The organism is Paraburkholderia sp. BCC1884 (genome assembly GCF_900996225.1).
In the GTDB taxonomy this organism is placed as follows: domain Bacteria; phylum Pseudomonadota; class Gammaproteobacteria; order Burkholderiales; family Burkholderiaceae; genus Paraburkholderia.
The window spans coordinates 224,181-243,916 of sequence record NZ_CAAJGL010000090.1 but is presented as its reverse complement, the minus strand read 5'-3'; the positions used below and the strand labels follow the sequence as shown (position 1 = coordinate 243,916).

At 57.5% G+C, this 19,736-nt stretch carries 17 protein-coding genes; 16 read left to right on the top strand and 1 reads right to left on the bottom strand.

The window, feature by feature from the left end; genetic code table 11:
• Positions 1–117 precede the first annotated feature (117 nt).
• The 13 genes from FQ705_RS19990 (at position 118) to FQ705_RS19930 (ending at position 16,102) form a co-directional block, all read left to right on the top strand.
• A complete protein-coding gene (locus FQ705_RS19990) occupies positions 118–744 on the top strand; it encodes a hypothetical protein (protein WP_144143785.1) in 627 nt (208 codons plus the stop codon).
• 223 nt (positions 745–967) lie between these two features.
• Complete coding sequence (locus tag FQ705_RS19985) at positions 968–1,879, top strand: hypothetical protein (protein ID WP_260854578.1); 912 nt, start codon at positions 968–970, stop codon at positions 1,877–1,879.
• A 381-nt stretch (positions 1,880–2,260) separates the two neighbouring features.
• Positions 2,261–4,561 carry an AAA family ATPase gene (locus FQ705_RS19980; protein WP_144143784.1) on the top strand — a complete coding sequence of 767 codons (2,301 nt, stop codon included), beginning with the start codon at positions 2,261–2,263 and terminating at the stop codon, positions 4,559–4,561.
• Positions 4,558–6,513, top strand: coding sequence for a UvrD-helicase domain-containing protein (locus FQ705_RS19975; RefSeq protein ID WP_144143783.1), 1,956 nt, complete (start codon positions 4,558–4,560; stop codon positions 6,511–6,513). The genes FQ705_RS19980 and FQ705_RS19975 overlap by 4 nt, the downstream gene beginning before the upstream one ends.
• A 266-nt stretch (positions 6,514–6,779) precedes the next feature.
• Entirely contained in the window at positions 6,780–7,628 is an 849-nt protein-coding gene (locus FQ705_RS19970; RefSeq protein ID WP_144143782.1) for a hypothetical protein, read from the top strand.
• Between the two features lie 711 nt (positions 7,629–8,339).
• The gene (locus FQ705_RS19965) at positions 8,340–10,631 is read left to right on the top strand and encodes a type I restriction enzyme HsdR N-terminal domain-containing protein (protein WP_186307923.1); all 2,292 of its coding nucleotides are present in this window, start codon (positions 8,340–8,342) and stop codon (positions 10,629–10,631) included.
• A 337-nt stretch (positions 10,632–10,968) separates the two neighbouring features.
• A complete protein-coding gene (locus tag FQ705_RS19960; protein ID WP_144143780.1) occupies positions 10,969–11,310 on the top strand; it encodes a hypothetical protein in 342 nt (113 codons plus the stop codon).
• Between the two features lie 111 nt (positions 11,311–11,421).
• Positions 11,422–12,387 carry a DUF932 domain-containing protein gene (locus tag FQ705_RS19955; RefSeq protein WP_144143779.1) on the top strand — a complete coding sequence of 322 codons (966 nt, stop codon included), beginning with the start codon at positions 11,422–11,424 and terminating at the stop codon, positions 12,385–12,387.
• A 73-nt stretch (positions 12,388–12,460) separates the two neighbouring features.
• The gene (locus FQ705_RS19950; protein ID WP_144143778.1) at positions 12,461–13,456 is read left to right on the top strand and encodes a YqaJ viral recombinase family protein; all 996 of its coding nucleotides are present in this window, start codon (positions 12,461–12,463) and stop codon (positions 13,454–13,456) included.
• A 53-nt stretch (positions 13,457–13,509) separates the two neighbouring features.
• Positions 13,510–14,427 (top strand): phage capsid protein, encoded by a 918-nt coding sequence (locus FQ705_RS19945; protein WP_144143777.1) that lies wholly within the window; start codon positions 13,510–13,512, stop codon positions 14,425–14,427.
• The gene (locus tag FQ705_RS19940; RefSeq protein WP_144143776.1) at positions 14,424–15,332 is read left to right on the top strand and encodes a hypothetical protein; all 909 of its coding nucleotides are present in this window, start codon (positions 14,424–14,426) and stop codon (positions 15,330–15,332) included. Before FQ705_RS19945 ends, FQ705_RS19940 begins: the two co-directional genes overlap by 4 nt.
• A 180-nt stretch (positions 15,333–15,512) precedes the next feature.
• Complete coding sequence (locus tag FQ705_RS19935; protein WP_260854577.1) at positions 15,513–15,815, top strand: hypothetical protein; 303 nt, start codon at positions 15,513–15,515, stop codon at positions 15,813–15,815.
• Positions 15,812–16,102 (top strand): hypothetical protein, encoded by a 291-nt coding sequence (locus FQ705_RS19930; RefSeq protein ID WP_091797059.1) that lies wholly within the window; start codon positions 15,812–15,814, stop codon positions 16,100–16,102. Before FQ705_RS19935 ends, FQ705_RS19930 begins: the two co-directional genes overlap by 4 nt.
• 6 nt (positions 16,103–16,108) lie before the next feature.
• Here the strand turns inward: FQ705_RS19930 and FQ705_RS19925 are convergent, their stop codons facing one another.
• The gene (locus tag FQ705_RS19925) at positions 16,109–16,456 is read right to left on the bottom strand and encodes a helix-turn-helix domain-containing protein (RefSeq protein WP_091797061.1); all 348 of its coding nucleotides are present in this window, start codon (positions 16,454–16,456) and stop codon (positions 16,109–16,111) included.
• A 142-nt stretch (positions 16,457–16,598) separates the two neighbouring features.
• On the opposite strand from FQ705_RS19925, the gene FQ705_RS19920 reads away from it, so the two are divergent.
• The 3 genes from FQ705_RS19920 (at position 16,599) to FQ705_RS19910 (ending at position 19,714) form a co-directional block, all read left to right on the top strand.
• Positions 16,599–17,942, top strand: coding sequence for a hypothetical protein (locus FQ705_RS19920; protein ID WP_260854576.1), 1,344 nt, complete (start codon positions 16,599–16,601; stop codon positions 17,940–17,942).
• Positions 17,943–17,956: 14 nt separating this feature from the next.
• On the top strand, positions 17,957–18,913 hold the full coding sequence (locus FQ705_RS19915; protein WP_260854575.1) for an HlyD family secretion protein: 957 nt from the start codon (positions 17,957–17,959) through the stop codon (positions 18,911–18,913).
• A 396-nt stretch (positions 18,914–19,309) separates the two neighbouring features.
• Positions 19,310–19,714 (top strand): DUF2924 domain-containing protein, encoded by a 405-nt coding sequence (locus FQ705_RS19910; RefSeq protein WP_144143774.1) that lies wholly within the window; start codon positions 19,310–19,312, stop codon positions 19,712–19,714.
• Positions 19,715–19,736: the final 22 nt, after the last annotated feature.

The window sequence follows — 19,736 nt, the reverse complement described above, 5'->3', positions numbered from 1 at the left end:
ATCAAAGCAATCACATGAACGATGAGTGAGGGTGGCTATCAGTTACACGATCCTCATATCGAATAAAAAAATATCAGCACAGTTGATCCGTTGGCATAACCACAGACGAGATCAATCATGTTTGATGAAAACCGCTATGACGATGGCATCAGCCGTAACGATGCGATCAGACGCCGTAAGGCTGAACAAGCGAGAGTCCGCAGGAATAGACGTAAAGGTTTGAATTTTGAAGAAAAAATGTTCGACGACAGCTCACGCTATCTGCTTCTCTTCCCGACACTGAACTATAAAAAGCTTTATCGCGAAGACATGACGCTTAGCACCATCCAAGGTCATCGAGATCGATTCTTCCGCCACATGGAAGACTACGACAGTGAGTTGTTGCGAGGCATTCGTGGGGTAATCTGGAAACTCGAAGAAGGTAAACGCTCAGGATTACATCTGCATCTTCTCGTTTTCTATCGAGGTGACCGCAGAGCTGATGTGCCGATCTGTAGGGCGCTAGGTGAGTATTGGGAGCACGACATCACGAAAGGACGGGGTACCTATTGGAATTCCAATGCCTATAAGGCGGATTTAGAGCATCGATGGGGGGTCGGCCTCGGGCAAGTCAATCGTCGTAATGATCCGAAGCGTGACTCCCTGCGCCTGTTCATCGAAAACTACATGGCGAAGTCCAACCAAGTACCGAGAGATCGAACCGAGGACGATAAGCTATTCGGTACGAGGTACTTTGACCGATAGTCGTAGGCCATAGTCGTATTGTGGATTGCTCCGAGCTTACCGGTCGCAATCACCTACATCGTGAAATGCCTGTTCAGCTTTTCGGCGGGCTGCCGATAATTCGATTAATGTCGTGATCATATCGCGACAAGGGGCGGTACCTGCAAGCGATGAGCGGAGGAACTGCGTCAAGCGAACTGCGGTAAATTAGCTAGAATCGATGCACAGGTCGACGGGATACGGGATGGCTTCCAGCAATAGAATCAATCATGCCTTGCACGATCCAAATTGGAGCTATGACGGGGCGAATCGCGTGCGGCCGACGAATGCCGATATGGTGATTCCTTCGGAATATACAGCGGACATGGAGGATAGCCTCTATTGTCCTGAATGCTTCACGCCCATATCCCGCTCGCCGAAAGACAAGGATCGCTTTTCGAATGGTCGATCATGCTGCTTTATGCACCGGTCAACCTACCGTGAGATACCTTGCTCACTTCGCACGCCACTGGCCGACGGGAAGAGGTATCTGACGGAAGAAGATGCGAAGCAGGCTATTGCGAGTGACCAGCTCGCGATTATCAGTTCCTTTATGGCAGACCGGCCGCTCAAACCGCATGGAGACGCCGAGCCGTACGGGCAAAGTGCTGTCGAGGATAACGTTGGGCCAGTCGCAGAAGTTCCCATTGGGAGGCATCGCGGCGAAACGTTTGCGCTTCCCAGCAGGATCACGACAATTGCAGGGTTGTGCCGGCGCTTTGATGTCAATCTCTACAAGTACTTCGTGCTTCCTAGCACCGATGTTGCTCGCAAGCTAAGCGACATCTTGATCGACATTGCGACTGTAACAGAGGAATGCGCAGTTCCTCGCCTCTATTACGGAACCATCCTGCGTTCCCGGAATGCCGGTATTCACCCAAAGCCTACCAATATCCGCATGACCAGACTGCAGGCTCATCCGGATATTGTCGATTTCACGATCAAGGTCCCAGCGGGCGAGCAAGAGGAGAAAGGTATCAACGACGAATCTGCAGGTCGTATCGTGCTCTTTTGGGGAAAAATCACATCGAACGGCGTCGGATTGGCGGTATCAGGTTTGGGATGGGGCGAGTTTGCATTGCTCGCCGCGAAGTATCAAAAATTCCTCACTGTGTAGATCGAGCTGTAGGATCTAAAGCGCCGACCTTAGCCCACCGCGCATGACGGCGTGAGTCAGTTTGCATTCTTTCTGACGGCTTCCACTCGATGGAAGTCCCGAAGTCAACAAGGTGGGCTCGGGAAAGGGCTACGCCGGGTAGCACGATTTCGGAGCCTCTCTTGTTCTCTGTCACGCATGTCGCAATGACCTAAGTCCTAGCTTTACGGTAAATGGCGAGGAAGAGCTTCCGGATGGGCTTCTTTTGGGATTAGCATTCCACTCTGAATGCTGAGGAGCTCGAGAGGTCACGCACGGATCGAACCGTGCAGCACAGTGTCGAGCCTCACGTGACGCTAGTCCGTGCAAAGCACGGTCGATAAGTAACGAATACACAAGGCCATGACCGAAAAAGAAGCTGTTGTCACTCCCAGTTCGGGAAGCGTTAGCCTCCGATTCTTGGAGCTTTGCCAGTTCCGTCGACTGGGCAAGGTCCAACTTGAGATCGACGAAAAGACTACCATTCTCGTCGGAGCTAACAACAGTGGTAAGACCTCGGTGCTCGCGGCATTGCGGAATTTCCTCTCAGATGGCTCGGCGTTCGGTGCCTTCGATATCAGCCTGTCGCAGTGGACGAAGCTGCGGGAAATGGGAAAGCAATGGGAGGCGCTTGACGAAGATCCGACAACGGCTGCGGGCACCGATACCAATGACTGGGCGGCTCAGCTCGCCACACTGCTGTCGGCGATGCCGACGCTCGACCTTTGGTTCAATGCAGAGGCGGGCATGTACCACTTCGTGGCACCGTTCCTGTCGAAGTTTAATTGGCAGGATGGCGCGGTCGGTGTTCGGTTGCGCCTGGAGCCGGCGACCGATCTCGATTCGCTCAAGGAGTTGGCCTGGTCGTATCGCACGGCCCGCCTTCCCGTGAAGGACATGGGCAGTGATTCGCTGGCGTGGCCCATTGATCTACTCGACTATTGGTTACGTGAACCTTCGAAGATGGGGCAGGTCAGGGCCTACAAGCTAGACGCAGAGAACAATCCGTTGGACGGGAAGGGGGCCTACAAGACGCAGGTTTTGGCGGCAGACGCGCTGCCAATCGAGCGCAAGCATTTGTCAAAGCTGATTCGCGTCGATTTCGTAGCAGCGCAGCGCGGCTTGGGCAGCGAGGAGTCAGGCTCTCGATCGACCTCCGGTCCTCATCGCGTGGGCATGTTCTCCAACCAGTTGCTGCAATTTGCACGGCGGCACCTGAACGTAGCCGCGACCGGGCACGGTCACCGCGCCGATCTTATCAAGGCCGTGGCCGAGGCGCAGAAGGAGCTCGACCGGAAGATCCACGACGCCATCGCTCCCTCCGTTGAGGAGGTCAAGGAGCTCGGCTACCCCGGGCTGCACGACCCTCAGGAAATCCGCTTCCGGACTCGCATTCACACGGCCGACTTGCTCGACCACGGCACCGCCGTCCAGTACAGCATGAGGAAGGAATCGGCGGAAGACTTACTGCCGGAATACTCCATCGGCTTGGGCTACCAGAACCTCCAGTCGCTAAGTTATCAGTTGGTCTCCTTCAAGACCGCTCGCCTGAATCCCGAAAAAGGCTCACCAACGCCGGTACATCTGGTGATGATCGAGGAGCCGGAGGCCCACCTGCATGTCCAAGTGCAACGAATTTTTCCAGATAAGGCTCACAAGCTCATCAGCCCGACCGACAAGGAGGCGACGGCGCTGAAGAGCCAGTTGCTCATCAGCACCCATTCGAGTCACCTCGCTCACGCTGAGAACTTCGATCGGCTCCGCTATGTACGGCGCATCGCCAAATCCAAGGACCACCCGATGCCCACCACAGAAGTCGTCAATCTGGGGCAGGTCTTCGGCAGCGATGACGCGACGCGTCAATTCGCCGAGCGCTACTTCCGGGTTCAACACACCGACCTGCTGTTCGCCAACGCGGCCATCTTTGTGGAGGGTGTGGCCGAGCGCATGCTGGTGCCGCTGTTCATGGAGCGTGACTACGAGTCTCTGAACAGGCGTTACGTCTCTTTTCTGGACATCGGCGGCAGCCACGCCCATCGATTGAAGCCTCTGGTTGAGAGGCTGCGCATCCCCACCGTCGTCATCACCGACATTGACCCCGTGGAAGTGAAGATTGGCGCCAAAGGCCAGCCGGTGCGGGTGGCGGTGGCCAACACCGGTCAAGCGGGGCTGGAGTGTGGCAATGCGACGCTGCGCAATTGGCATCCGAAGTTCGTGCAGCTGGACGACTTCAAGGCCCCCAAGCCCGAACACCTGACGTGGACCGAGGTTGCTGAGTGCATGGTGCGCTTCGCTTGGCAGCTGCCGGTCACTGAGGCAGGCAACACTTGGCCGAGTTCCTTTGAAGACTCGCTCATATTGAGCAACATGGAGTGGTTCAAAGACCTGTCCAAAGACAAGGAAGACAAGGACGGCAAAAAGACAAAACCGCCGACTGGCGCGCTGGGCGCAGCCGCCTCGATGGTCGCCGATGCCAAGACGCATCCCGAGCTGGCAAATGCACTGCACGCGCTGATGCACGATTCCTTCAGCAAGGGAGACTTTGCCGCGAGCATCTTCGAGAAGGTAGCCGCCGGCGAGACCATCGCGTGTCCGAAATACATCGCGGATGCCCTCGAGTGGCTACAAGCGCAGCTCGAACCGAGTGTGGACGTGGTGCTATGAGCGACGCAGTGGTTCGCGAAAGCAACGACCGCGATGCCGGCGTTGTCGAGGAGATCTGCGGCTATCTGACCGAACAGCCGCCGCGTAGCTTCTTCCTATTCGCCGGTGCCGGTTCCGGAAAAACGAGGACGCTCGTCGAGGTCTTGCGCCGGCTCACAGGGGTAGTGCCTCACGAGGCCGGTGGCGTGCTCGGCCGTCGCTTGCGCCTGAACGGTCGATCTATCCGTGTCGTCACTTTTACGAAAAACGCGGTGGCGGTCATAAACGGGCGTCTGGGAAGCAACGACCTAGTCAGCGTCTCGACGATCCATTCCTTTTGCTGGGAGCTCATCGACGGCTTCGACGAAGACATCCGCGATGCGCTCATTGCAGTGAAGAAGATCGAGCTTGAGAAAGCACGCGAGAAAGCCGGCGCCAAACCGCGCGGTGTTAGCGCCACCGACCGAGCGAAGTTCGCTGAGATCGAGGCGGATATCGAGCAGTTCGGCAACACCGAGAAATTCATCTACCATCCGGACCGAAACACCTTCGGGCCCGGCGCGATCCAGCACCCGCACGTCCTTAGCGCCACGGCCTGGTTGTTGCTAAATAGGCCGACGCTCCAGACCATCCTGCGGGACCGCCATCCGATAGTCCTCATTGATGAGTCTCAGGACACCATGAAAGGCATGCTGGACGCGCTGATGGTGCTCGCGGAGCCCCGTGGTAGTGGGCTTACGCTGGGCCTCGTGGGCGACCACCGACAGCGCATCTACTCCGACGGTCATTCCGACCTGCCGGGCTTGGTGCCTGAGGGTTGGGCGAGGCCTGCATTGCAGATGAACCATCGCAGCCAGCGCCGCATCGTCACCCTCATCAACAATATCTGGGAATCGAAGATGCATGGCCGCACGCAGCCGGCAACGGGCGTCAAGCAGCATCCCCGGATCGAGAAGACGGGGGGCATGGTGCGCCTGTTCATTGGGGATGCCTCCTTGTCCGCAGAGGAGAAGCGCGTTCGCGAACTCTGGTGTGCCGAGCAAATGCGGGCGTTGATCCAGGGCGACGCTTGGAAGGTTGGCGGCTATCAGCTTTTGGCGCTTGAGCACAAGTTGGTGGCGGCCCGAGGAGGGTTCCTGAAGGTCTACGAGGCGATGGACCTGATTGACCCTAACGCCGCTGCACCCGTCGGCAGCGGCGAGAATAATGGGCCTTCGGCCGCACGCCTGCTTCTGAATGAGCTGGCACAGCTTGAGGCCTGTATCCGGCCTGACGGCACTGTCAATGAATTCGCGGCGACCGATGTGCTCAGGCGCAGCGGAAGCCTCGACCACCTTCCGGTTGACGCGGTCAAGCGGTATGTCCGAACGGACGAGATGCTCAAGGCGATCCAAGCCTTTGCGAAGGCGTGTGGCGACCAGGATGCGACCGTGACTGAGGTTATCGAGCCTATCCTGGCTGCCAACTTATTTGACGTGCACGCTCGGCTGGCAGAATCGTTTGCAGACAAGTCGGATCCTCCTCCCCCACCAATCCCTCGTAGGGAAACGGAAACCACGCAAGCGAGGATGCGCCGCGGCTGGTGCGCGCTGTTTGCGGCTCCGTGGGAAGAACTTGGAAGGTACCGGCGCTATCTCGCCGGCAACTCCGAACTGGCTACCCACCAAGTGGTGAAGGGCTCCGAGTTCCCTCACGTCATGGTCGTGATGGACGATAGCCAGGCGGGTGGCTTCCAGATTTCGTACGACAAGCTCTTCGGTGGCAAAGAGCTGAGCGACACGGACATTTCAAATGTGGATGCCGGGAAAGAAACCACCATCGATCGCAGCCTGCGCTTGCTATACGTCACCTGCAGCCGAGCTCGCGAGTCTTTAGCGCTTGTTCTATGGTCGAAGCAACCAGCGGCGGCACTCGCACACATTAGGGGAAAGAGTGACTGGTTTACTCCGGGGGAGATCATGGCAATTCCGTGATGTCGAAGGAGCCGACAGTGGCTGGCGAGTATCAGCTTCGTGTCGAAAAATGGCTCGTCACCTAAAGATGCTTGATCAATCGTCGCGGTGTCCAGTTGCGCGACTCTCGGCGGGTTGCTCATCGAGAGCGAGGCCAACTCGGTTCTGGGCGAGCGCAACTCGAATGCTACGCTGTTTCCCCGCTGTGCCTTGACCGAACGCACATGCATATGCATATGCCTATGCCTATGCGGATTGGGCACCGTCTCGATCAATGGACTGTTCAGATGCCTGTCGATATCTTTGCCAATCGAAACCGTTCCCCCGGATCCCTCAACACGAAATTTATTGAACTCCGCGACAGTGTTAGCTTAGCTCCTGCTAGAGCGATAATCCGTGAATTGCAGCAGGAGTTTGTTGACCCCGACGGCAATTTTGTCGAGCAACTGCAGACGACTGGTTTCGACGCAAGATTGTTCGAGTTGTTTGTTTTCGCCATGTTGCGGGAGGCGGGCCATAAGCTCGATCGCACATGGGAGAGACCGGATTTTCTGATTAGTAAGGACGGCGTCACGGCTGCGATCGAAGTAGTTACTGCGAATTCGCCTAACGGAGAGCCGCGAGGCAGAATCAGCGAGATAGCGCAGGCACGTGAGCAGCGTGCTGACTATCTGGCGAACACTGTCCCGATACGTCTGGGCAGTCCTCTGTATTCAAAGCTCAAAAAGAAATACTGGGAGCTGCCACATGTCGGCGACATGCCCATAGTCTTGGCCATTCAGGATCATCATGCCGACGATTCGTTAATGCTGTCCAGTGCTGCGTTGGTTCGCTACCTGTATGGGATGAGGCAACGGCCAAACCGCGACGCCAATGGGCACCTGAAGCCAACAACGTATCCGATCGTAGAGCACAGGGTGGGCGACAAGAGAATCCCGTCGAGTTTCTTCCGGTCGCCGGACGCGGAGTGCATTTCCGCTGTTCTGCAATTTGGGAACTGCAGACAAGTTCAATCGTATTGGGCACCAAGGGGCGCACCGAGAGCCGAATATCGCAATGGTGCATTCGGGGACTTGCTTGGGGCGAAATCCGAACTCGACCACACCGGACGTGTTTGCCTACGAAGTGGGCGATAACAATTGGGAATCGGAGTCGTGGGCGCAGGGCACTGTGTTACTCCGAAATCCGAACGCACTGTATCCTCTACCAGAAGGCTGGCTCGGTGCCCCCGTCGAGCAAAGTCTCATCGACGAACAAATTGTGGCGCGACTTCAAGGCGGATTCCATCTCTTCCGATCACACACGGATATCCTGATGGGAGCAAATGCGGGCCCCGAGGAGGTCCGTGAGCACGTGAAATCTCGAATAGAAGTGCTGTGCCGGCAACACCCGGATTCAGACCCACGTCGGACTGGATAGGGGTTTAACGGCCAACTAAATCGGATGCCGTTTCTCTGATAGATTGTCGCAACGCGTGCATGAAGCGCGAACAGTCTCCCGTGGACTCGTGCGGCGAATGTTTCTCGGGCGACAAAAAAAGAAATTTAACGCGTTGTCTTGAGGGGCGCTCGCTTACTCGCAAGTTGGCGTGAACGCGATACGGACTCCACAAGTCGATCTGCGTCTGAGGCAGATCGAACTGAAAGATGCACTTGTCCTGCTTGTCGCGATTGGGTCGTAATTGATGCTCAGATGAGCCGAACCTCTCGTGCATGGCACAAGAACCGTGTCGTCGTGAAGCGATTCGCGCCCCTCTTATCGCGCAGAGCCTTCAAATACTGTTTTCTACTGTGAAGAATGCTATGGCCAAAGACACATCCACCGACCCTATTGCGTCGAAGGAGACGATGAACGAAGCCGATTTTCAGGCTTCAATTGTCGCGAGAATTGAAGAGGCCCTACCCCTTCTGAAAGGACAAATCCGGGTAGAGCGATACTTGCATTTAAAGCTCGGTCATCATGAGATCAAGATCAACGGAGCATCAGCCGAAAAGCAGAGCGTCAAGGGCAGATCCGATGTTGTTGTATTTCTTGATGACGTGCCACTTGTACTGGCTGAACTTAAGGCGCCAAGCGTAAAGATAACCGACGACGATATCGACCAAGGTCTATCGTATGCCCGACTTCATCAGCCAATGGTACCTCTCGTGCTCGTAACGAATGGAAATCCCGGCTCAACTCGCTTCATCCGCACCTATGACGGGACATCGGTCTCAACGGAACAGGCAGATGCTGTAGCTTTGCGGAAGGTGTTGGCATCTGCGTCAGAACTGGCAGCGGAATCTGTTGAAGGTGCAATCCGGGGGTTGCTTGGAAGTGAACCATCGGTCTGGCGTGAGATGCTGCAACGTTGGAATTTTGAGAGTATCGTCAGTCGCAGTGGTGCCGTAGGTGATTTCCGACGTTCTATTGCAGACAAGTTCCAAATTCCGCGTGACGCCGTAAAGGAAGTTACTGGCTGTCTTTCTGACGGGAGCCCCGTTGTTGTTTTGCACGGACCGCCCCTCGCAGGGGTGACTTGCGTGATGGCGCAACTTGTACGGAATCTCCCGGAAGTGCCATGCATTTATGTCGATTCTGGAAGTGCGGGCGACGTGCTGCAGTTCATTGCTAACCGACTTAGCCGCGAATTGAGCACGGGCATCTCTAAGGATGACCTGAGACAGTGGTTAAACACTGGGCAGTCGCTAGCTGGTCTGACATTGCTCATCGACGGTGCGCCAGTTGGCGCTCTGGACGAGTTGTTGGATATGGCTGGGGCCGGCTTGTTGAATGTGGTGTTTGGACTAGATAGCTGGACGTGGGCATCGCTGACGACAAGACCTGGTCGGTCAGAAGAAACGTCGCTTGCCAGACTCGCGCGCGAAGTCACACTGACTGAACTATCAAACGACGAATTTGAATGTGCATGCAAGATAATCTGGGACGATTTCAACGCAACATTCCTCAGCGGTCGAGAATTTGTCGCCGACTTGCGCATTCCAAGGACGTTGCGGATGGTCGTGTCACAGATACCCGCAAAGAATCCTCGCAGAACTTTCGCGACGGCATCCGGCGATGAGTATGTGACTGCCGCAGTTATCCCTCCGATTCCTACATACGACATTCTTGAGCGCGCAAGTTCGATATATGGGGCCGATCCGAGGTTGAAGCATGACCTGTCACGCTTAGCGTCCGCCTTCCTCGCAGACATACGCGAGAACGGGCGCAACCCAGAACGCGTCGTCGAGACGTTTGGCGCCCCTTCAATAGATGCTAACGTGCTCGAGGAAACTGCGGGTGAGCAACGAACCCGGCGGCTGTCCGATCAAGGGATCATTCATTGGACCGACACGCGATCGCTTGGCCCCCGAATCGTTGTCCGGCTACCGGAACTTCTGGCTCATCACGTCTCCGTTGAGTGGACGACCGAACTGCGAGACGCAGAGAGTGATGAGGCTGCTGTTGAGATGCTTCACGAAATCGTTGGCTTGTCGCATTTTGTTCCCTATGGAGACCTCAGCGTTGCAGCCGCAATTGTGAGACTGAAGGACGGAAAACGAATCTACTCTGTGGCACGGGCGCTTCAAGAACTTGTCCCCGAAGAGAGTCGATTGCGGGAAGGGGCGGTCATCGAACTATTAACAACAGATAAAAAGGGGATTCGAATTCACTTTGGCGAAGGGATGGACGAGCGGATACCCGGAGACATGCAGGCGTGGCTTATTTTGAGTCATCTGGCCCAGATTCGCGCAGACTTCGGTAAAGATGAACAATCTTTGAATTTCGCCATCTTCGCGGGAATCGGTAATTCAGAGGACTTAATTTACTCACCTCCTCCGGGGAGGTTGAGTGAAATACCCGGGTTCCATTTTCACGAAATACCCGGCCTCGGCTCGCTTCTGTGTGCAAGTTCAGGAATCATTGAACCGCTCCTACAAGCAATGTATTTCCACGCAATGTGGGGGCCCGAAGAGTTCAAGCGGCTGGTTCAACACGCTGTTGAGGAGAGGAGGGTCTTTCTCGCCTGGCGTTTGAGTATCGTCGCGAGAATCGTTAAAAATGCGACGAATCATTCAGCCAGTGAGGCAGCGTTTTGGGCGGATGCCGTCTTGAAGGACTGGTGGCAGAAGACCTTCGATGCGGTCATATCTCACTAGAACTTAAAGTGCTGTCGCGTCGCGTCGCGTCGCGCCTGCGATCTCGGCTACCGAGTGTGCTTTTGTCTGGGGTGAAACAGAGATTCCAACATAAGTGCGACGGCACTAGCCATTGTCTGTCCGTGATCGATCACCGATCGACGATGCGATCCGTTCTGCAAAAAAAGATGCCGCCGTCACTGGTGGGACATCGTGCTTCGGTCTAGCCAGATTCGCTGACTCAGCGTGAACGAAGGCTAGCATCGCAGAAAATCTTGGAAATATATCACCTCATCGAGCATTCCCCTGAATGCTTGAGCAACACTGTTTGCCCTGAATTTTTTAGCGAGGCTGATATATGACTCATTCGCTTTCTTGTCCTCGCTGCGGTTCGCAGCGCATCACTACCCGAGACTATGCTCGTAAGGCTGGCGCCACTGTCGGCACAGTCGCGGGTGCTGGCGGCGCCGCTGCCGCTGCACTCGGCGGTGCCGAAGCCGGTGCTGCACTCGGTATGGTCGCCGGACCGGTCGGCTCGATCGTCGGTAGCTTGGCCGGTGCGCTCATGGGCGCGCTTTTCGGCGGCGCTGCCGGCTGCGCCGCCGGCTCGGCCGTCGGAGAGCAGATAGACGAGCACGTTCTTTCGAACTTCGCCTGTCTGGAGTGCCGCCATACCTTCAGCAAGCCGTCCGCTAACTGACGCTCGCCCGCCCTTCGCTTCTCCACTTTTTTCGCTCAATGCCTACAGCCCTTCGGGGCTGTAGGCATTTGCGTTTTCCATTTGTCACTCTATTTATCAGGAACATCAATCATGCATCTTGTATCTGCAATGGCCTATGCCAACGAAACGCCGTGGCATGGTCTAGGCAATCAGCTTGCGGCCAATCAGCCGCTCGAAGTCTGGGCACGTCAGGCTGGCATGGACTGGCGTATTGAGGAAACCGAAGTCCGCTTTGTCTCCGGCAGCACCGGTTCCAACCTCGGCTCAATCCACGCCTTCCCCGAGCAGAAGGTGCTCTACCGGTCCGATACCAAAATGCCGTTGTCCGTAGTGTCTGCCAGGTATGCGGTTGTGCAACCGATTGAGCTGATCGAGTTCTATCGCGATCTCGTGGAGGCGGGAGGCTACCAACTTGAGACTGCTGGGGTACTCAAAGACGGCAAAAAACTCTGGGCACTCGCCCGTACCGGCCAGTCTGTGTCGCTCAAGGGCAAGGACACAGTGAACGGCTATCTGTTGCTTTCGACCTCATGCGATGGGTCCCTTGCTACGACAGCTCAATTTACGAGCGTCCGCGTGGTCTGCAACAACACCTTGCAAATCGCGCTCGGCGATTTGGCCGGGGCCGTCAAGGTGCCGCACCGTAGCCAGTTCGACGCACAGGCGGTCAAGCGCCAATTGGGTATCGCGATTTCCAGTTGGGACGGTTTCATCGCGAGGATGAAAGCCCTGTCCGAATGCAAGGTCAACGAAACCGCTGCGGAAGCATTTTTACGTCGCGTGCTGACGTACCCGGTCGGCTCGGGTCAACTAGTGCCGGCTACCAACGATTCCGCCATCAAGGCCGTACAGTCACTGTATGCCGGCAAGGGTATGGGAGCGATGCTTGCATCGGCATCCGGTACAGCCTTCGGACTTCTGAATGCAGTGACGGAGTATTGTGATCACCATCGACGCGCTCGCAGCGAAGATCATCGGCGCGATGCTGCATGGTTCGGTACGGGAGCCACCCTTAAGCAAAAAGCCTGGGACGAGGCCATGAGACTCGTCGCATGATTGCTTTTCATTACCGCATAGATGCCCGGTCGGGATCGCTCCCACCGGGCATTTTCATTTGTGGAGGCTGAACATGTCTTTGCCTGAACCTACAGGGCATCGCAGCAATCGTGCTGCGTTGCGGCTTGTGGATACGAAGAATATGCCGCGCGAGGATTGGCTGGAGGTGAGGAAATCCGGGATCGGTGGAAGTGATGCTGCTGCCGCCGTGGGCCTCAGTCCGTACCGGTCGCAACTTGAACTCTGGCTAACAAAGACGGGGCGTGACGCCAACCTGCCAAAGCCGGACTCAGACGATACCAGTGAGCCTGTCTACTGGGGCCAACTCCTTGAACCGATCGTCGCCGCGTCTTACACCAAACAGACGGGCAACAAGGTAAGGCGAGTCAACGCGGTACTTCAGCATTCGACCATTCCGTGGATGCTCGCCAACATCGACCGCGAGGTCGTCGGCATGCCAGATGTGCAGATCCTTGAGTGTAAAACGGCCGGAGAATTCGGTGCACGTCTATGGCGCGAAGGCGTACCCGAATACGTGGTCTGCCAGGTTCAGCACCAGCTCGCGGTCACTGGCAAACAGGCGGCGGATGTCGCGGTACTGCTCTGTGGACAGAAACTCGAAGTGCATCGCATCCAGCGTGACGACGCGCTGATTGCTCGCCTGATCGAACTCGAAGCTGCGTTCTGGCGCTACGTCGAGACAGATACACCGCCACCGGCGGACGGCTCGGAATCGGCGGATCGCGCGCTACGGTGTCTCTATCCAGGAACCGGAGGCACTGTTGATTTCTCGGATGACCGTCACCTGTCGTCGGTGTTCGCCGATCTGGTTGCGGTACGGGCCGACATCGAGCAACGCGAGACACAGGAAGCGGTACTCAAGCAGACGATCCAGCAGGCAATGTCCGAAGCCGACCGGGCGCTCTTTGAGACCGGTTCGGTGTCGTACAAGCGCAGTCGCGATGGCGCGGGCGTCGACCTGAAACGACTGCTCGCCGATCATCCGGAATTCACCTCCCAGTACGCGCTCACGAAACCCGGTTCACGCCGGTTCCTCGTATCCGTCTGAATTGCTTCGCCGCAGCTTTCCCCTTTCTTTCCTTTATCTACCGGAGAACCAGTATGCTCAAGGGCCTCAGTATTACGCCTCCCGCTATCGGCCGTATATCGATTGGCAGAATTGTCGAGAAGAACGGCAAGCGACTCCCCGAGAAAGACGACCAGTTTACTTTAACAACTCAAGTGATCAATCGAGGCGATTGGGTCCTCCATCCACTCAACGAAACACTTCGCAAGGCGACCACCGGCAAACTGCGTTCGATACCTGTACGGATGCTGTTCAACGATCCGGACCTCAACCTGAGGGCCGAATACAGTCTCTTTGACCGCAGGACGGGCCGTCCCTTGTGCGTCGGAAATGGCGAGACATGCAAACGTGTGACTGACGGTGGCATCACCACAATGGACTGTCCGACGCCAGATGGCTGCGCGTTCGGCGAAGCCGGTGGCTGCAAGCCGTACGGGCGCTTGAACGTCACGATCGGCCAGGAAGACGAGCTCGGCTCGTTTATCTTTCGTACCACCTCGTACAACTCTATCCGCACGCTCTCGGCACGGCTGCAGTATTTCAACGCGGTGTCCGGCGGCCTGCTCGCCTGTCTGCCGCTGGAACTGAAGCTGCGCGGTAAGTCCACCACGCAAAGTTACGGCTCGGCAATCTACTACGTCGACTTGGGCGTACGGGCGGGGAGTTCTTTGCAGGAAGCCATCACACAGGCGCGGGAACTCAATGCTAGCCGACAGACGGCGGGCTTTGCCCAGGCAGCACTCGATGCGGCGGCACGCGCGGGTTTCGCCAATGGTGCGTTCGAAGACAGTATCGAAGAGAGCGCCGCAGTCGCCGAAGAGTTCTATCCAGCAGAGTCCGTTGACGATCGCAGTCACGATGACGGTCACGACCATTCCGGTCAGCCATCCACGCACCGCCTCAAAGACCGGCTGGATAAACGTGCCGCCCTGCTCGGCGGGAAGGCTGCATGACGAATCGTCCCGCGCTCGTCTTGGCTGCGGTGGCAACTAGTACCGCCGTATGCATGTCGATACTGGCCGGCTGGCAGCGCGGCGGATGGATCACCGAGCGGCTGGTGTGGGTAGCTATCGGGGTCGTGCTGGTTGCGGGCGCCCACCTGCTCCCAGCGCTATGCCGCCCGGCTCCGATATCCGTGCGCTGCGCGGGTACCGTGCTCTGGCTCGCCTGCATGGCGACGGCCTGCTATGGGCACGCGACCTTCTTCGTGCTGGCGCAGCAGCACGCGGGCGGATTGCGGGTCACGTCGGTTTTTGCCTCGCCCATTTCGCCGCACCGCAGCCTGACGATCGTGATGGACGAGCGTACAAACGTCGTCAGCCGACTGGCAAACCTTCGCTCGCGCAGATGCGTTCATGACTGCACGTTACTGGACGCTCGACGTGCGACGCTGACTGCCCACCTCGACGCGCTGGACGCCGAGGCAGCAGAAGTGCGACGGGCGCAGGTCGAAGCCGATCGGGTTATGGGGCAACGTGACTTGGCCATGACCGACCCGGTAACGTCCAGACTGGCAACAGTCACAGACATCACGGCCCCGCACCTCGAACTTGTTGCAGGACTCGGATTTGCCCTCGTGCTCGAATGCCTCGCCTGCCTGCTCTGGTGGATTGCACTGCGGCCCCATGAGCTGCCCGAAACCGTCACGAATGACCACGATGTGTCAGTTGAAGTCGTAGTCGATCCTCCTGAGTCACTGGCCACGGTCACGGAGCCCGAAACCGAAGTCACGAAACTCGCGAGGGATATCGAAGCGGGTCTCGCGCGCCCAACCGTCGCCGACATACGCCGGCATCTGCGGTGCTCACAGGCGAAGGCCGCCGTCCTTCGTCGCCAGCTCGTCGAGTCCAAGCCATAACCCGAACGCGTCCTGCGTCCGGTATTTCCTTTCAATTTTACGAGTTCGTATCCGGTTCATCCGGAGGCCCGTGCTCGTCCGTATTCGGGAGAGGTCACCTTGCATCCGCCTACTCGGCTTAAACCGCTTTTCCGTCCGGGACGCCTGCTCGTCGCGTCGGACGCACTCACGGCACTGCGTGTGAACGGCATTCCGGCCGTCAGCGTACTGCTCCGGCATGTCTCAGGCGACTGGGGTACGGTGTCTGACGACGACCGCAAGCAGAATGACCTGTCAATCGTGGCTGGTCTGCGCCTGATCTCGCTTTACCATCTGCCAGACCAGACTCGAATTCTGGTGATCACCGAGTGGGATCGCTCAAGCACGACTATCGAACGACTTGAGGATGTCCTGCCCGATGGCGACACACGCGAGGATCAATCTGCCCATCGACGCTATCCGGCCCGGCCTTCCATGAACCACTGGCAGGAGACCCGCGCATGAGCCGCTATGCAAATGGCCCGCGTTTCCCGATGGGACGCCCTGTCATCACGCCAAGCGCTCAGGCCTTACTCGATGAGGTCGACATATCGGGGATCTTGCTGCTCGCCCGCCATATTCATGGCGATTGGGGTGATCTTTCGGTCGAAGACCAGACGGCGAACGAACTGGCACTGCTCACCGGCCGACGCTTGTTGTCGAGCTATGACCTACCGGGCGGCGGGAAAGTATGGATCATCACCGAAGCCGACCGTTCAGTCACGACGATCCTGTTACCAGAAGACTACTGACTGGCATCAACGCTTCGCGAGTCGTCCAGCCAGCCGCTCAACGATCTCGACCACCATCGTCCGGTCATTCCCGCCGAGCTTCGCCAGAAGCTGAGCGACGTACTTCGCCTGATCGCTGGTGCGGCTGCTAGCTTCCGTCAGCAGGTCGGCCGCATTGCATTCAAACAGGTCGGCGAGTTCCACCAGTCTCGCCACGGTAGGCATCACGATACCGCGTTCCATACGCGATACCGCCTCATTGCCGATTCCCAGCGCCTCGGCCACCTGTTCCTGCGTGAAGCTACTTGCCACGCGATGTTTCGCGATCGCCCGGCCAATCACTACGGCGAGCGGTTCCTGATCGACTTGAGCCATGTACCCTCCATTCAACCCGAATGGTCGAGCCACAACCCAAATAAATTAAGGACCTTACACGTTGAGTCTAAACCTTTAAAGTTGAATGCCGATATCTTTCCTGACAGCCCCCTTCATCAGCCATCTGAAAAGGAATCATGCAGTGAACAAAAACAAGATCAACAAGATAAAAATCACCGTATTCGCGCTTGGCGCATCCATGTGTGCGGTGCTAGCTGCATGCGGAGGAGGCGGCGGCGGAAGTTCGCCGGCTGCAGGTAGCGGATCCGCGTCGGTCAACACAACCGGTACTGCGGCGATCGGTTCGCCGATCATCGGCGGCTCGATCGAACTGAAATGTGCATCGGGCACGACGACCTCAACCACAACCGGTACGGACGGCAGTTGGAACGTCTCGCTCAAGAGCACGGACTATCCATGCGTTGCCCGTGTGTCGGGCGGACAGGTCAACGGCTCTACGCTGGCTTCGGCACTGCATTCGGTTGCCGCAGCCCCGGGCACGACCAATATCACGCCCTTGACCGACATCGTCGTCGGAGTGCTCGGCAAGCAGGACCCGGATGCATGGTTCAACAGCGCGAAGAGCGGCGATCTGAGCGGCGCGGTCACGACCGACAATCTGAATGGTGCGCTGGCGAAGCTGGTGACCGCCCTGGCTACCCTGCCGGGAAAGCCCACCTTGCCGGATGGATTCAATCCACTCAATACGAGCTTCAAGGCTCAGAAGGGCGATGCAGGCGACGGCCTGCTTGAAACCTATGGTGCAGCGCTGACGGCGTCCGGTCTGTCGCAATCGGATGCCGCTGTGAAAACAGCCAATGGCTCGGCGCTGACACAGCAGGCTTACGCCGCTACGGCCTATACGACTCCGGGCATCACGGCGATCCAGATCGGTTCGTCCGTGAATCTGGACGGCACCTTCGCGATTGCCATCGCCGATCCGAATCGCGGCCAGTACACGGCCAAGGCCAACATCGACGCCTCCGGCAATGTGACCTCGTTCACGGATGCCGGGAAATTTAGTGCCGTTATCAGTTTGCTGGGCAACCGCGTCGGCCAGCTCTGCACGGTCAATGGTGTCGGCAGCGTCGCCACTGCTCAACCGGGCCAGTACGTGTTCGCATCGTCTGACCTGACCGAAGTGACCGATCCGAACGAACTGAACGAACTGAACGGCAAGACGTTCGACGAGTATGAGGACTGCACGAAATCAGGTACGACGGCATTCGCGAACGGCAACTCCACGTTCACCGGCATTGATGGTGGCACGGATGCACCGGTCAGCGTTGCCCAGGCACTGACGGCTGACGGGATTGCGGATCCAGCAAACCATTCGGTCGAGCATGCCAAGATTTACAAATACACCGATCCGGCATCCGGCATGACGAAGTACGCCTATATCACCGTGAACAGCACGACCGGAACCGACGATCCGCTCACGTTCGATACCGACACGAAATACGTAACGATCGGGCTGTCGCAGTAAGCCTCCGGCTGTCCATGCCTCCACTTCTGGGTGCGGCGGCATCGTTCCTCGCGCAGCAGCTAGTTGGTCGAGCTTGCTGCGATTTCCTTATCTGGCGTGCGCGATTCCGTGAGCCGCGCACGCCAATCTTCATTCATTTTTCGCTGATGAACATGAAATTCACCACGCTTGCCTCGGCGGCGTTCTTAAGCCTGGCATTGGCCGGCTGCGGCCATTCCGAAATCGATACGGTCAAGGCTGCAATCGTTCCGCAAGACTCGACCCATACCTACGAAACGGCTCTATCGAATCGAGATTCATGCGAGAAGGATAGCTGGCGCACGTTCAAAGACGACACGAACCGCACGGTCGTCGAGTACCGCTGTGATCTGAGGAACGGCGCGGCGCTTCTTGCGGCGCTCCGTCAGCAGAAGATCGTCGATACGCAGCACGATTTCCAGGGCTATTCCAACGGCCTCGATCAAACTGCCGGGAACATCCAGAACCCCGAGCAGTTGGAGAAGCAGCTCGCCGACGCCCAGAACCAGCTCGCGCAGTTGCAGGCCAATGGCACACCACGGGCGGACACGCCGGAGGCGCTGAAACAGGGCATCGTCAATCGTGAAGGTGCGATGGAAGCGGCTCAATCCGCCGTCGAGCGGGCACAACGGGAGCTGGATGATGCGAAGAATGGCCTGACGGGCGTACAGCAGGAGCGCACTCGTTTTGAGAAATCAGAGAAAGACGCGCTCGCGCAAATCGACAGGACATACGGCGGCGTAACCGAGGCGAGCGAGGTGTTCCAGTGGTACGTCACAGATGATGAGGTCGTGCCGGCCTGGGCTGGCGTCGAGTTGACGAAGCAGGGCGGCAGCACTGCGCGCCAGGACAGAGGGTGGCAGCAGACCATATGGGATTTGCTTAATCACCGGGGCGACGATCACGTTCATGCGGTGCTCAACGTCCCGGACAACATCGTCCCCGGCCAGTAGCCATCGGCATCAGTACAGGCCGCCAATACGAGCCTGGCAACAGGATGAATCTGGCTAAGCCAGCACAACATGCCGCGCCAGTATGGGCGGCATTTTTTTTGCCGCCCAAGCGTGTCATCGGTCCGGCACCGGCCATGAGGCGACACTCGCTGCCCCTCGAGTCGGGACATTCACATGTCCGGTTTGACGTCAAACCCGCCATCAAAGTGTCCGATTGCGCGACGATGCGACGGACGGAAGGGGGTGCCGTCAAGATTCGGACTTTTTCGTACGCTAAGCCGCTAGTCGGAGGCGTTAGCTATTTCTCTTCGAACAGCTCGCCGAAAAGTTCCAACATAGGAGTTTACTTTAAGAGGACTGTCGGGTACTGTTGGAGTATTATCACTGGAGACTGCCATGTCCTACCCGCTCGATTCGTTTGTTGCCGTGCCCCTGTCCTCTGAACTGTATGCCCGTGTGGCCGCCCGCTTTCCGTCGCGCGTGAGCTCGCTAATCGAGGATGTGCTCAATGATTTCCTCGAACGCACCGCCGACGATGACGGCCAGGCACCGCGTACCGGCGTGAAGTGGGAAGGCCTCTTTCTGGCCAGCGGCACGCTTGCCCGCACGCGCTATCACGGCGAGGAAAAGCAGGCCGAAGTGATCGACGCCGAGATTGTCTGGCAGGGCGAGGCCTATCCGTCGTTCGGCCGTCTTGCCAATGCCATGCGCGGCGACACCAGCAATAACGCGTGGAAAGTGCTTGAACTGAAGCGGCCCACGGACGCGCAATGGCAGCCGGCGTTCCTGCTGCGCAACTGAAAACGAAGTCCATCTTCTCGCA

Coding starts and splice junctions, on each gene's coding strand:
- FQ705_RS19980 (WP_144143784.1), top strand. CDS start 2,261: ATGACCGAAAAAGAAGCTGTTGTCACTCCCAGTTCGGGAAGCGTTAGC.
- FQ705_RS19985 (WP_260854578.1), top strand. CDS start 968: ATGGCTTCCAGCAATAGAATCAATCATGCCTTGCACGATCCAAATTGG.
- FQ705_RS19990 (WP_144143785.1), top strand. CDS start 118: ATGTTTGATGAAAACCGCTATGACGATGGCATCAGCCGTAACGATGCG.
- FQ705_RS19965 (WP_186307923.1), top strand. CDS start 8,340: ATGAACGAAGCCGATTTTCAGGCTTCAATTGTCGCGAGAATTGAAGAG.
- FQ705_RS19915 (WP_260854575.1), top strand. CDS start 17,957: ATGCCTCCACTTCTGGGTGCGGCGGCATCGTTCCTCGCGCAGCAGCTA.
- FQ705_RS19945 (WP_144143777.1), top strand. CDS start 13,510: ATGCTCAAGGGCCTCAGTATTACGCCTCCCGCTATCGGCCGTATATCG.
- FQ705_RS19910 (WP_144143774.1), top strand. CDS start 19,310: ATGTCCTACCCGCTCGATTCGTTTGTTGCCGTGCCCCTGTCCTCTGAA.
- FQ705_RS19930 (WP_091797059.1), top strand. CDS start 15,812: ATGAGCCGCTATGCAAATGGCCCGCGTTTCCCGATGGGACGCCCTGTC.
- FQ705_RS19975 (WP_144143783.1), top strand. CDS start 4,558: ATGAGCGACGCAGTGGTTCGCGAAAGCAACGACCGCGATGCCGGCGTT.
- FQ705_RS19950 (WP_144143778.1), top strand. CDS start 12,461: ATGTCTTTGCCTGAACCTACAGGGCATCGCAGCAATCGTGCTGCGTTG.
- FQ705_RS19970 (WP_144143782.1), top strand. CDS start 6,780: ATGCCTGTCGATATCTTTGCCAATCGAAACCGTTCCCCCGGATCCCTC.
- FQ705_RS19925 (WP_091797061.1), bottom strand. CDS start 16,456: ATGGCTCAAGTCGATCAGGAACCGCTCGCCGTAGTGATTGGCCGGGCG.
- FQ705_RS19955 (WP_144143779.1), top strand. CDS start 11,422: ATGCATCTTGTATCTGCAATGGCCTATGCCAACGAAACGCCGTGGCAT.
- FQ705_RS19940 (WP_144143776.1), top strand. CDS start 14,424: ATGACGAATCGTCCCGCGCTCGTCTTGGCTGCGGTGGCAACTAGTACC.
- FQ705_RS19960 (WP_144143780.1), top strand. CDS start 10,969: ATGACTCATTCGCTTTCTTGTCCTCGCTGCGGTTCGCAGCGCATCACT.